This is a genomic window from Arsukibacterium sp., from assembly GCF_041616895.1.
In the GTDB taxonomy this organism is placed as follows: Bacteria; Pseudomonadota; Gammaproteobacteria; order Enterobacterales; family Alteromonadaceae; genus Alishewanella.
In genome coordinates, this window is the sequence record NZ_JBFJPY010000092.1 from 1 (window position 1) to 13,279 (window position 13,279).

The 13,279-nt window shown below is 46.7% G+C and carries 10 protein-coding genes, 3 tRNA genes and 1 pseudogene; 7 read left to right on the forward strand and 7 right to left on the reverse strand.

The features are described 5' to 3' along the window. Positions 1–3 precede the first annotated feature (3 nt). The 3 genes from ABY802_RS13515 to ABY802_RS13525 all read right to left on the reverse strand — a co-directional run bounded on the left by ABY802_RS13515 (position 4) and on the right by ABY802_RS13525 (position 286). A tRNA-Glu gene (locus tag ABY802_RS13515) sits at positions 4–79 on the reverse strand. A gap of 42 nt (positions 80–121) precedes the next feature. Next, a tRNA-Glu gene (locus ABY802_RS13520) sits at positions 122–197 on the reverse strand. A gap of 13 nt (positions 198–210) precedes the next feature. Next, a tRNA-Ala gene (locus ABY802_RS13525) sits at positions 211–286 on the reverse strand. Between the two features lie 378 nt (positions 287–664). On the opposite strand from ABY802_RS13525, the gene ABY802_RS13530 reads away from it, so the two are divergent. After that, positions 665–1,651, forward strand: a complete 987-nt coding sequence (locus ABY802_RS13530; RefSeq protein WP_372627661.1) for an XrtA/PEP-CTERM system-associated ATPase — start codon at positions 665–667, stop codon at positions 1,649–1,651. A gap of 41 nt (positions 1,652–1,692) precedes the next feature. On the opposite strand, the gene ABY802_RS13535 is transcribed toward ABY802_RS13530, so the two are convergent. Genes ABY802_RS13535 through ABY802_RS13550 form a run of 4 tightly spaced genes read right to left on the reverse strand, consistent with a single transcriptional unit; the run spans position 1,693 to position 6,484 of the window. Next, positions 1,693–3,309, reverse strand: a complete 1,617-nt coding sequence (locus ABY802_RS13535) for a hypothetical protein (RefSeq protein WP_372627662.1) — start codon at positions 3,307–3,309, stop codon at positions 1,693–1,695. Then, positions 3,284–4,210: an XrtA-associated tyrosine autokinase gene (locus ABY802_RS13540; RefSeq protein WP_372627663.1), complete on the reverse strand. Its 927-nt coding sequence runs from the start codon at positions 4,208–4,210 to the stop codon at positions 3,284–3,286. The genes ABY802_RS13535 and ABY802_RS13540 overlap by 26 nt, the downstream gene beginning before the upstream one ends. Beyond that, complete coding sequence (locus ABY802_RS13545) at positions 4,207–5,802, reverse strand: XrtA system polysaccharide chain length determinant (protein WP_372627664.1); 1,596 nt, start codon at positions 5,800–5,802, stop codon at positions 4,207–4,209. Before ABY802_RS13545 ends, ABY802_RS13540 begins: the two co-directional genes overlap by 4 nt. A 46-nt stretch (positions 5,803–5,848) precedes the next feature. Further along, a complete protein-coding gene (locus ABY802_RS13550) occupies positions 5,849–6,484 on the reverse strand; it encodes an XrtA/PEP-CTERM system exopolysaccharide export protein (RefSeq protein ID WP_372627665.1) in 636 nt (211 codons plus the stop codon). Between the two features lie 184 nt (positions 6,485–6,668). Here ABY802_RS13550 and ABY802_RS13555 point away from each other — a divergent pair, with 184 nt between their 5' ends. From ABY802_RS13555 to ABY802_RS13580, 6 genes and pseudogenes are all read left to right on the forward strand, one after another. Beyond that, entirely contained in the window at positions 6,669–8,078 is a 1,410-nt protein-coding gene (locus ABY802_RS13555) for a TIGR03013 family XrtA/PEP-CTERM system glycosyltransferase (protein ID WP_372627666.1), read from the forward strand. A gap of 5 nt (positions 8,079–8,083) precedes the next feature. Next, a complete protein-coding gene (locus ABY802_RS13560) occupies positions 8,084–8,935 on the forward strand; it encodes an XrtA system polysaccharide deacetylase (RefSeq protein ID WP_372627667.1) in 852 nt (283 codons plus the stop codon). 8 nt (positions 8,936–8,943) lie between these two features. Further along, positions 8,944–9,972: a FemAB family XrtA/PEP-CTERM system-associated protein gene (locus ABY802_RS13565; RefSeq protein WP_372627668.1), complete on the forward strand. Its 1,029-nt coding sequence runs from the start codon at positions 8,944–8,946 to the stop codon at positions 9,970–9,972. Between the two features lie 5 nt (positions 9,973–9,977). After that, entirely contained in the window at positions 9,978–11,507 is a 1,530-nt protein-coding gene (gene xrtA / locus ABY802_RS13570; protein WP_372627669.1) for an exosortase A, read from the forward strand. After that, the gene (locus tag ABY802_RS13575) at positions 11,504–12,676 is read left to right on the forward strand and encodes a TIGR03088 family PEP-CTERM/XrtA system glycosyltransferase (protein ID WP_372627670.1); all 1,173 of its coding nucleotides are present in this window, start codon (positions 11,504–11,506) and stop codon (positions 12,674–12,676) included. The genes xrtA and ABY802_RS13575 overlap by 4 nt, the downstream gene beginning before the upstream one ends. A gap of 4 nt (positions 12,677–12,680) precedes the next feature. Continuing rightward, positions 12,681–13,279 (forward strand): annotated as a pseudogene (locus ABY802_RS13580) (asparagine synthetase B); the annotation flags it as partial.

The window sequence follows — 13,279 nt, forward strand, 5'->3', positions numbered from 1 at the left end:
AATTGGCGTCCCCTAGGGGATTCGAACCCCTGTTACCGCCGTGAAAGGGCGGTGTCCTAGGCCTCTAGACGAAGGGGACGCATGATACAGTCTGGTGTTACGTTAAAGTGTCAAGATTAAGTGGCGTCCCCTAGGGGATTCGAACCCCTGTTACCGCCGTGAAAGGGCGGTGTCCTAGGCCTCTAGACGAAGGGGACGCACTGGAAATCTTGGTGGAGCTAAGCGGGATCGAACCGCTGACCTCTTGCATGCCATGCAAGCGCTCTCCCAGCTGAGCTATAGCCCCACACTTTAATATTCAGCCATCTCGCCGTAACGTTATCGCTGAACACGGGGCGCATTCTAGGGTGACACCGTAAATGTGTCAACAGTTTTTTCTGGCCAAAATCTTGTTCGGCCATTTTTTAAACTTTCCGGCGGAAATTAACGCAACCATAGCCCCAGCCTGCTGATTTTTGATAAGTTTCTATCGCCGCTTTTAAAGAATATTAATCATCAGCATCAATATTATTGGCTCAGACGTCATTTATACTTATTCAGCCGCAATTGTCGTTTTCAGAGCTGATTTTGTATACACTACACCCAGTGTACATCTGCTGAACTATCACCAGACCTGATGCTTCGCGGTCGCGGTGTTTGCTCACCAATTGATAAGGATATTATTTTGTACGAGTCTTACTATGGTTTAAAAGAGCGTCCTTTCCAGCTCACCCCTAACCCGAACTGGTTTTTTGCCAGTAAACTGCACAAACGCGCGCTGGCCTACCTGCAATATGGCTTAACTCAGGGTGAAGGTTTTATTGTTATTACCGGTGATGTTGGTACCGGCAAAACGACCATCGCTAATCAGCTTCTTAATCAGCTTAATCAGGACGAAATTGTTGCTAAGCAAATAGTGACGTCCAAGCTGGATCCTGACGACCTGATCAGAATGATTGCATCCAGTTTTAACCTGGCGGTCACAGAACATAACAAAGCCAGTTACCTGGACGCCATATACAGTTTCTTGAAGCGTCTGCATGCCCAGCACCGTCGTGCCCTGCTCATTGTGGATGAAGCGCAGAACCTGCCTTTGGAGTCTATTGAAGAGCTGAGAATGCTGTCAAACTTTCAGGTAAATGGTAAACCACTATTGCAAAGTTTTTTACTTGGCCAAAACGAATTAAACCCGATTATTCAGGCACCCAATATGGAGCAGTTTCGTCAACGCATTATTGCTTCATCAAATTTAACGCCGCTACAAACTGACGAAACACGGGCTTATATCGAGTTCAGGTTAAATCAGGCAGGCGCTAAAGCAGGTTTAATCGCAGATAACTGTTACCCCCATATTCAGCATTTTAGTCGTGGTATCCCCAGAAAAATTAATTTGTTGATGGACAGAGTGATGCTTTATGGCTATCTGGAAGAGCTAACCAGCATTAATGAAAATGATCTGCAGGCTGTGATCTCTGAACTGTCGCAGGAAGTGGCTAATCAGGTTGCCCCCACGCCCGAAAAACACACCAAAGCCGCTAGTGCTGAGGTGCTAACAGAAGTTAGTGCAATGCTCGACAGCTCATTAGAGCAGAAAGTAAAGCTGGCCAGAGAGCTTGATCAGCTGCTGAAAAAACAAAAACAGCTGTTAGACACTCCACATAAAGAAAACTAAGCGCTAGGCGGGCCCACGCCCGTTAGCGGCTAAACGCTATACTAAAAGCTATAACGGTAGCTTAGCCATACCCGGTTTTCACTGGCGGTAAACCGGTCAATGCTGGAGTTTCGTTCTGTCCGGCGCAACGATATCGACATTTCCGACTGTTCCGATAAGGTCAGATCGTACCCGGCAGAGAGCAGAATGTTATCATCCTTACGGTCAGCAAACTGGTAATCCAGTTTATAAATCCGCAACGCCGCGTTAATGCTACTTCGCTCATTGAGGCGCCAGCCTGTCTGTAAGCTAACACTTTGACTGGTCTGTTCATCGTTGCGCTCAACGTACTCAATGTCGCTGACGTTCAGCAGTAAATTTAAACTCAAGCGCCGTTTAGTATAACCAAGGGCAAAACTGGTTGAGCGGCTAAGCACTAACTCCTGATCGAGCTCAACGCCCACGTCAGTAACCTGCTGATACGATTCACCAGGCTGGGGAATATAATTAGCGTTAGGCGGACGATAACAATCGGTAAATTCGGTAGTACCTATCGGACAGACAAAAATACCTAAATCGGTTAACTCCCGATCTAAAGAAGTCTGGGTTCGGACCGTGTCCGATACGCTTAACCGAGCCGTTAACGCCCGGATATTATATTGTCCGGTTAAACTGGCAGTCCGGCCAAAATAACGCCGATCGTACGAGCCCTCCAAAGAAGAACGCCGACTTGGCGCCAGGTAAAACTCTGTTGCCCAGTAGGTGTTTTCTTCATCATCTTCATCAAAACGTTTAATATTAGATTTATTAACAGACACGTTAACCCAGGATACCCGCCCCAGTTTCAGTTCAATGCCACCACCATAGGAACTAAATTCGTTCCGATAAAAATTATTGTTATCAGTAAATTCGTAACTACCACGGGCAATCAACGATAAACGGGATGACAGAGGTAAGCCAACGACGGCCTCTGCTGCCCGGTTGTCGTAATCACGACGTTGCTGACGCTGCGTTTTCCCTACAGCCCCCTCTAAGCGCCAGAACGCAGTGCGCGAGCGATCACGGCTTGCTAAGAGTACACCGGCTCGATAACTGTCATTTTCAAAAGCCGGCAAGCCATCATCAATATCGGGCTGGTCGTATTCGCTGTGATTATATTCCACTCGCAACGCAGCGTTTAAATCACTGTATGAGGCAGTATTCAGATTAATAAAGCTGCCGTAAGATGTGGCTTTACTCAGATCACCTGCTGCGGTAATTTTATCACTGAATAAACCATTTTGAGTATTACGTATCTGATAACTATTGCGGGCATTAACTCCCCACGTCAACCGCTCATTAAATAACGACACAATGTTATTAAACGCAAATTCGTCATAACTTCTGTTGCGCCGTTGATCATCTTCATAAAACATCGACTCGTGCTGCCAACTGAAGCGGGTTTGCAGTGTTTTTGAATTAAATAAAAAATCGATAGAAGGAGACAACGCAATAGCCGCACCGTCGCCAGCGCCATTACTCTCAAACTGCTCTATCTGATATGCATAGGTACTGGCCCGGATCTGAGGTGATATCTCGATTTCTGCAGCAATTGCTGGCTGGGTACCTGCCACGGCTATCAGCAACATACCAGCTGGTAATAAACCTCGTGCCTTAACTTGCGCCATAATAATAGCCATAACCATAACCTTTTCCCTGGTTCCGGTGTGCTTTGTTAATTAAAAAACCAACTGCCATTTCTTTTGGCAGTAAGGAGACCGACTGCTCTATTTCAGCCAGGCGGGTCCGGTTTTCTTCCACCACAATCACGGCCTGGCCACACATTGCTGCCATCACCGCCGTTTCATTTACCCCGAGTAATGGCGGGGCATCAAATATCACGATCCGATCAGGGTAACGGGTGGAAAACTCATCAACCAGTTGCGACATTCGCTCACTGGCAAGCAGTTCGGTTGATAAGTGATGAGGAGAACCTGCGGTAATAACCTTCAGCCGTTCAACATTCGTACTCAACAGGATATCGGGTACTGTAACACTGGTTGATTGTAAATAATCGGTAAGTCCTAAATGGTGACTGATACCAAGTGTTTTACTAACATTAGGTCGCAGTACATCCGCATCCACCAGTAATACGGTTTTATCCTGTTCCAGCGCAATACTTAGCGCCAGGTTTATCGCAGAGAAGGTTTTACCCTCGCCTGGCCTCGAGCTACTAACCAGGATCAAATTAGGATGTTCCAGGGTTTTACTCAGCGCACCAAACGCATTATTAATCAGTTTACGTTTAATGACCCGGTACTCTTCATTTATCAGCCGGCGATCTTTAGACAACGACACAAAGTTATTTTTCTCAAGCAACGCTAAATCGAGCTGCACGGTGTGCGCCGCGCCGTCGTGTTTATCCGGTTGCGGCGATGCAACAGCTTTCGCAGAAGATACGTCATGCTCGGTAGCGCGCTGCACCATAGTTTTCTGTTCAGTTTTCTGTGCAGTTTTCTGTTCGGTATGCTGGTCACTATCTTCAGCACGCCCGGTGTTATCGCGATTCAGCTTAGTTAGCGCTTTCTCAATAGTACTCATCGGATTACCCTTAACAACATCTCGGCTGACCGGCCAAATAGCATTTCATTGCTTAATAAGGCTAAATAGCACAACACTAAAGCGCCGCTTAACGCGGTAAAATAGAAAAAATGCAATCTTACCTGTTTTAAAATAGCGCTTTTCTCAGTATGCGACACCACCCCAAAAACCGGAATATCGGTAATACTGTGCAGTTGCGATGCACGGGACAACACCGGAGATATCAGGCTGCGTAAAAAAGCCATGGCAATACCTCCTGCCACTCCAAACAGCAGCACTACCGTGTATAACAAACCACGCGGCGGTCCTGAGGGCGTTAAGGGCACCCGTGGCGGCTCAATAATATTAAACTGTACATCCTGCTCCGTTGCTTCAGCACGGCGCGATAATTCTGCTTGCTCGCGTTTACCCAGCAAAGCTTCATATTTTGATTTAGTAATCTGATAATCACGGTTCAAACCAGTAAATTCTGCTTCAATTTCCGGGATCAAATTCAACTTACTTTCCAGCTGTTCAACTTTGTCCGCGTATGCCTGAACTCTTACCCTGGTCGATGCCACTTCAGTTTCCAGTCGGGCTACATTAATCCGCAATTCCTGATAGACCGGATTCTGATTAAAGCTGCTGCCAGTATTACCTTGCGGCGAGTTTGCCGCAACGAACTGCAACTCCTCTTCACGCTGACTTTTTAAACGCTCGAGCAACCGTTTGGTTTCCTGTACGTCGGGATGATTTTCCGTATAGCGGATTAGTAAGCCATCTAACTGTGCCGTTAAGCTGCGGATCCGCTCATCATACTGAGTCGCTACACCACCTCCGGTACTGCCAGCAAAGGGCATAACACCAAACACTGGCTCCTCCCCTACCAACTGACTTCTGGCAGATGCTAAGCGGGTTTCCTGCTCTCTAAGCTCCAGTCTGGCGGCCTCAAGCTGACGTTTTTCCTGAGTAAGCTGACTGTAATAATCACTTTCATTGCCTTGCAACATCGCCATCCGGTTCTTTTTAAAATCGGATAAGCGTAACTCCGCCTCGATCAGGCGGTTTTCATACTCGGTAATTTCATTATTTAAAAAACTTTCTGCGGCCTGAGAATCGGCCCGACTGGAACCCAAGCGATTTTCAACAAAGGTGTTGAGTGTTTCCTGCACCACACTCAGCGCTCGCTGAGGCACAGGATTGCTATAAGAGATAACATAGATATTCTCTCTACCGGAACCGGCAATTTTTATTTCTTTTTGTAGCGAATCAATTAACGCTTCAAACTGCTTCTCGTTTTTTGCCTGAATATCTAAATCAGTTGCTCTGGCAATCTTCTCCAGATTTGGCCTGCTTAACAGCGTTCTGGCCATCAACTTTATTTCTTCATCGGTGTTACTGCGAAGCGCAAGACCACGCAGCAACGGCTCCAAAAAGGTGCGGGTTTCTACAAATAAGCGGGCACTGGCCTCATAGGTTGGCGGCAGACTGTACACATAAAACCAGCCGACAGGACAAATTAGCCAGGCCGTTATCACAATATAGCGCCGGCGCAGCCAAATACCCTGCAAATAGGTATGTACCAGTTCTATCGCCTGTTGCAATTCTCTCATTTATCCTCCATGAACAACCACTCCATTACTGCCAGCTTTCTCAGAACTAAAACCATGCTTCAGGAATAATCACGATATCACCAGGCAAAATATCTACGTTAGCGCTAATGTTGCCATCGCGGATTAAATCGTCCAGCCTCAGGCTATACGTTACCTGACCACCACTGCTGGTCCGGACTAATTTGGCCCCGTTACCATCGGCAAATTCTGTCAGGCCACCAACTGCTATCATCAGATCAAGCACGGTCATATATTCCCGGTAACTAACTGCCTGCGGATTGGTCGCCTCACCAATTACCCTGACTTGCTCACTGTAAGGCCCGGTAAAGTTGTTTACAGAAACTGTTACCACCGGATCACGGATATACTTACCCAGTATCTGTTCCATATCCCGGGCGACCTGAGTTGGCGTTTTACCGCTGACAGGTACATCCTCAACCAGAGAAGTGGAAATTTTGCCATCAGGCCTGACAATAAAGCTGCCGGACAATTCCGGATTACGCCAGACAAAAATGGTCAGACTGTCGTTTGGGCCCACCAAATACTGATAATTTGATACCGAAGTTGTCAAAGATTCTTGTACGGTGGCTCGCGGGAGTTGCCGGCTATAAGAGCAAGCAGTGAGAGTACTTAGTGATACCAGCACCATTACCAGTGCCGCTAAGAGTCGGTTCGCAATCATAAAACGCATCCTTTTGTTTGCTGCGGAGTTTAATATAACGCAAAACTTTACTCTTGTGAGGCCTTTTTTCAAAATTAAATTTATCTGTTGTTCTAGAATTTGCATGATAAATAGGCTAAATTGTCTACCTACAGTGCAAAGGTTGAAAGCGCTGCACAAGCATCAAACGTACAAGGAAGTCGTTATGGGCACGTATAGCCGACATGGAAAAAGTACATTTGCCGAAAAGCTGTTTTTAATCGGTGAGCTTTTGCTACTCTGCATTTCAAGTTTAATCGCCAGCCATATATACAATCAATTTAACCCTCAAATCCTGCTAGAAATTCGAGTTGGTAACGCCATTATCTTTTCTGCCGCAGTTATGCTGTGCGCACTGTCCGTTGGCCTCTATGATCAAAAGCTTCGAGAAAACCATGGCGGTATTCTCAAGCGTGTTTTAATTACCTTGGTGCTTAGTGGCTTGTTACTGGAGGGTGTTGTTTTTCTGTTATTACCGTTTTTACATATCGGCTCACTCTATTTGGCTATGTCATCTGTGCTGGCAATGCTTAGTTTATCAAGCTTCAGGGCTTTATTTCACTACCATGACATTACACGAATAAGCCGTAGGAGGGTTTTGATCCTCGGTGCGGGAGAGCGGGCTTCAATTATTGAGCGAAGAATGCGCCGCGACGTAGACAAACGTTATATCGAAATTGTTGGTTTCGCAAAAATAGAGGGTGATATAACAGCAACGATCCCCGCTGAAAAAATAATCAGTATTGACTACGAGAATGACCTTTTTAGATTTGTGGTCGACAACAAAATCGATGAGCTGGTTATCGCTTGTGACGAGCGCCGCAATATGCTACCGGTCGAACATTTATTCAAATGTAAAAGTAGTGGTATTGAGGTTGTTGAAATTCTTGATTTTATCGAACGTGAAACCGGGCAGATCGCAGTCAATTTAATTTATCCCAGTTGGGTGATTTATGGTAGCGGTTTTAGTCTGGTCCGCAGATTTAAAACAAGTCTGGATTATAAACTCAACCTCGTTCTAGCAATATTTATGCTGTTGATCACCTGGCCTATAATGCTGGTCACTGCCCTTCTCATTTACCTAGAAGATGGCAGAAAAAAGGGCGCGCCAATATTTTATCGACAGGTTCGAGTAGGAATTGACGGTAAGCTTTTTAATATTCTCAAGTTCCGAAGTATGGGGGTCAACGCAGAGAAAAATGGCGCGCAGTACGCTGCAAAAAATGACCAGCGAGTTACCCGTGTAGGCCATTATATTCGCAAATATCGAATAGACGAATTACCGCAATTACTGAATATCGTCAAAGGCGAAATGGGATTTGTTGGCCCAAGACCAGAGCGCCCCGAGTTCGTCTGTACTTTAGAAAAAAACATTCCTTACTATAGTCAGCGTCATAATGTCAGGCCAGGACTGACCGGATGGGCTCAACTAAAATATCCTTACGGAGCTACTGACGAAGATTCAATGGAGAAATTAAAATTCGATCTTTATTACATTAAACATCGCAGTTTGTTGCTTGATTTAACAATTCTGGTCAGAACAGTAGAAATTGTATTATTCGGTAAGGGGCGTTAACGCGAATGAACAAACGTAGTTCCGTGTTCAGTGCGCTGACAGTGGATGTTGAAGATTATTTTCATGTAGCGGCTTTTGAGCGCAATATCACCCCGTCAGATTGGGATAACATGCCCGCCAGGGTGCAAAACAATACCCGACAGTTGCTCGATCTGTTTGATACCCATCAGGCAAAAGCCACTTTTTTTATGTTGGGTTGGGTTGCCGAACGCTTTCCGGAGCTGGTTAAGGACATTCATCAGCGCGGCCATGAAGTTGCCAGTCACGGTTATAACCACAGTAAGGCAACCAGCCAGAGCCCAACGGAATTTTTTCAGGACGTCAGTCGGGCAAAAAATCTTTTAGAAGACATCACCGGCACTGCGGTAACAGGTTACCGTGCGCCCAGTTTTTCTATCGGTAAACAAAACGAATGGGCGTTCGCCTCGTTGCAACAAGCCGGCTATCAATACAGCTCCAGTACCTACCCTGTTATTCACGATTTGTATGGCACCCCAGACTGGCCACAACAACCTTATTTACGTAAAGAAGGAATTTGGGAGTGTCCTATGCCAGTGTTGTCGATGCTGGGACGACAATTACCCATAGCCGGTGGTGGTTATTTTCGGTTGCTGCCCTACTGGTTGACCCGGCGCCTTATTTCACGCTATCTGAAACAAAAAAACATTCCTTACATGTTTTACTGCCACCCTTGGGAAATTGATCCGCAGCAACCGCGGATCGCCGGTGCGCCACTGAAGTCGCGTTTTCGGCATTATGTTAATTTAAACAGGATGGAAGCCAAAATAGGGTGTTTGCTACAGGATTTTAACTGGCGCTCAGTAAATGAAGTGTACCAACCTTATTTTAAACGCTAAGGATTAGCATGTATCAGGTAACAGGCTTAGCACTGGCCGATAAGCGCAGTGTGGATTGGGATAAGTTTGTCAAAAGCAGTACTGATGGTAGTTTTTTTCATCTTGCTGGCTGGCAGCAGGTGCTGGCAGATCTTGGCCATCAGGGTTTTTATCTGTATGCCACGTTGGATCAGCAAATCGTCGGCGTATTGCCCCTTGCCAGAGTAAAAAGTCGCTTATTCGGTGATGCGTTGGTGTCTACCCCTTTTTGTGTCTATGGCGGCGCTTTAGGCGCAGAAGACGTTAAACGCCACCTTGAACAAAGTGCCATCTCCCTGGCTAAAGAGCTTGGCGTCGATCATCTGGAATTGCGCTATCGCAAGCCGCAAAACAATCAATTAATCACCAGGGTACAGCATGCAACCTTTCAGTGCGCCCTGGCACAAACCGATGCTGACATTCTGGCAGGGATCAAAAAGAAACAACGAGCCGTGATCCGGCAATCGCTGAACCAGCAGCTTTCCGTTACCCTCGACCAGGACTTACCCTGTTTCTATCAAACCTATTCTGAGAGTGTCAGAAACCTCGGCACGCCAGTGTTCAGTAAAGCATTTTTTCAGTCACTGCTTAAAGTCTTTGGTGATGATGCTGAGATCCTAACGGTGCGCAAAGACGGTAAGCCGGTATCCAGTGTGCTCAGCTTTTATTACAAGCAACAGGTTCTACCCTACTACGGCGGTGGTGTCAGTGCAGCCAGGGATCTAAAAAGTAATGATTTTATGTATTATCAACTGATGTGTCATGCAAGGAGTGACCGCAACTGCGACAGCTACGATTTTGGCCGTAGCAAGCTGGACTCCGGTGCCTACAGCTACAAAAAACACTGGGGAATGGTGCCCGAAGAGCTGCATTATCAATATCAGTTAATCAATGCCGCTGAGCTGCCCAATTTAAGCCCAAATAATCCGAAGTATCAGTTGTTTATAAAATTGTGGCAAAAACTTCCGCTCGCTGTCAGCCAGTGGCTCGGACCAAAAATTTCACGGTATCTGGGGTAGTAATTATGCTGAAGACTCAAGGAACTGAGCAAGCGAAACCAACACAAGTCTATGCAATTTCCCTGGCACTGCTGCTTATAGTCTGGCTAGTATGTTTTGCCGACACGCTATGGTCGATGGTAACGATCTGGCTGCGTTCTGACACTTACGCCCACGGTATTTTGATCTTTCCCATCAGTTTGTTTTTAATCTGGCGAAAACGCCGGCATATCAAAGCCACCGCTTTGCAACCCGCCTATTTAGCCTTACCAGTACTTCTTGCGCTGGTTATTGTTTGGTTTTTTGCCAACGCGGTCGCGGTTAATGTCGTCACCCAACTGGCCGTAGTGCTGATGTTACCAGTGTTGCTTTGGTTATGTTGTGGCTGGCAGCAAGTAAAACTATTACGCTTTCCGCTGCTCTATCTGCTGTTTGCCGTACCAATGGGTGAAAACCTGGTGCCCTGGTTACAGGACATTACTGCAGACATTACCGTATTTGCATTACAACTTACCCAAATACCAGTGTATCGTGATGGCTTATATTTAAGTACCCCTACCGGTTTGTTTCTGGTGGCTGAAGCCTGTTCTGGTATCCGCTATCTAATCGCCTCAGTCGCGCTGGGTACCTTGTACGCTTACCTGACTTATACCAGCCGGTTGAAACAAGCTGTTTTTTGCCTTGCTGCGGTTATCGTGCCGATTTTGGCCAATGGCATCCGTGCTTACGGTATTGTGCTTATTGCCTCGTTGACCGATATGAAGCATGCCGTCGGTGTTGACCATTTAATCTACGGCTGGCTATTTTTCGGATTTGTCATTTTTATAATGTTCTTTGTCGGCGGCTTTTTTGCCGACAAGCAAGCTCAAGCAAGCACTTCGGGCACGGCTGACACTAAACCGCTTCCTAAGTTGGTATTGTTTAGTGGTGCCTTGGTATTGTTGTTGCCGCTGCTAACAAACCTGTTGTTACCGCCGTTAGCCCAGCAGCCGCGTTTTCAGGTGCAGCCACTTCAGCAAAGTCTGACGCCGGTTGCTGACTCGGTCATGTTACCAAAGTTTACCGACAGTTCTGCCGAGCTGGCTGGAACCTGGCAGCAACAACAGCATAAAATCTGGTTTTACGCGGCGTTTTACCAGCATACCGACGATAAAAAACTGGTTAGCTGGCATAACCAGCCCTATCAGGCTGCACACTGGACTCCCGCCAGTGCCGAACGGCGTCAGTTGCAGGTGGCCAATCAGCAGTTAAGCTTGCAGGAAATGGATTTAAGAGCAGCTAATGGCCAGAAAAGGCTATTATGGTACTGGTATGGCAGTGGCGACTTTTTCTCTGCCGATCCCTACCTTATTACCGCGATGCAGGCGCTCGGTAAAGTATTACACATTAGTCAGCACGGTAGCTTTTTCGCAATAAGTGCTAGCTACACTGATAACCCTGAACAAGCCCGTACCGCACTTAACGACGCACTTTCTCAGCGCATGGAACTGATTATTGCCGCTAACACGACGGCTCCAGATCATGTCGAGTTGGCTAAACAGGTTTCACAGCCATGACCGTGCATGTGTGTCATATCCTCTGGAGTTTTCGTACCGGCGGCTTGGAAAATGGTGTGGTTAATTTAATTAACCAGCTTAAGCCGGACGAGTTTCGACACAGCATTATCTGCTTGACCGATTATGATGCCGCCTATTATCAGCGGATAACCCAGCAGAATGTCCAGATATACTGCCTGAATAAACGCCCGGGCCATGATCTACGCTCGTTTTGGCGTTGCTTTAAGTTAATTCGCCAGCTTAAACCCGATGTTTGCCATAGCCGTAATTTAGCGGCAATGGAATACCAGTTGCCGGCGATGCTGGCCAGAGTGTCACAACGAGTCCACGGTGAACATGGCTGGGACTTAACTGATCTCGCTGGGCAAAATAAAAAATATGTCATGTTAAAGCGGCTGTTTAAGCCGATTATTCAGCGCTATATTGCGCTGTCGCGCGAAGGCTTAAACTACCTGCAACATCGCATTGGGGTTTCAGCTGAGCGCATAACGCTTATCTGTAACGGCGTCGACACTGAGCGCTTTCAACCGGCAACACGGTCTACTTCCACACTACCTGCAACCTTGGCTGAGTCAGACCGGCTTATTTTTGGTAGCGTCGGCCGGATTGCTGCGGTTAAAAATCAACAATTACTGATCGCCGCCTATATTGCGTTATGTCAACAGCACGCCGCTTTTAAAGCGAATACCGCGTTGGTGGTTATCGGCGATGGCCCTACCCGAACTGAATTGCAGCAGCAACTGGCCGCGGCTGGCCTCGCAGAACAAAGCTGGTTACCTGGCGATCGCAGCGATATTGCCACTATTTTACCCGGGCTCTCGGTATTTGTATTGCCCTCGCTGGCAGAAGGCATATCGAATACCATTTTAGAAGCAATGGCCTGTGGTCTGCCCGTTATTGCCAGCAACGTCGGCGGTAACCCTGAGCTGGTAAGCACTGAGCCAAAAGAAGCTGAGCAGCCAGCCACAGAGCCAACAGGCTGGTTATTTAACAGCAATAACCAATCACAACTGCAGCAGCTGATGCTGCAATGTCAGCAAGCACCTGCCAGGCTGAAAATACTGGGTGACAATGCAAGAGCTTGCGCAGAGCAGAAATTTAGTCTTGATACCATGGTCAGCGCCTATCGGCGCCTGTATCTTGATAATAATAAACAACAGGAAGGTTAAACAGATGTGCGGTATTGCCGGAATTTTACAGCTAAATAACACAGATCAGGTTAACCAGAACGTATTAAAGGTGATGAATACCGTGCAGTCCCATCGTGGGCCGGACGATGACGGTTATCATTTTGAAGCGGGTATTGGCCTGGCGCATCGTCGTCTATCCATAATTGACATTGCTGGCAGCCACCAACCGCTATTTAATGAAACCGGTGACGTTGCCGTGGTATTTAACGGTGAAATTTATAATTTCGCTGAGTTAACCGTGGAACTAAAAGCCCGCGGCCATATTTTTTCTACCCATGGCGATACTGAAACTATTGTTCATGCCTGGGAAGAATGGGGCGTAGACTGTGTTCAGCATTTTCGTGGCATGTTTGCTTTTGCTATTTGGGATCGTAAGAAACAGCAGCTGTTTATGGCACGGGACCGGATGGGCATTAAACCGTTCTTCTACAGCCTTTTGCCCAGCGGCGAATTTTTGTTTGGCTCAGAATTAAAAGTTCTGACTGCCCATCCTGACTTTGACAAAAGCTTTTATTATCAAGGCATTGAAGATTACTTTACCTTTGGCTACATTCCAGAGCCGCATACAATTTATGCTAATGC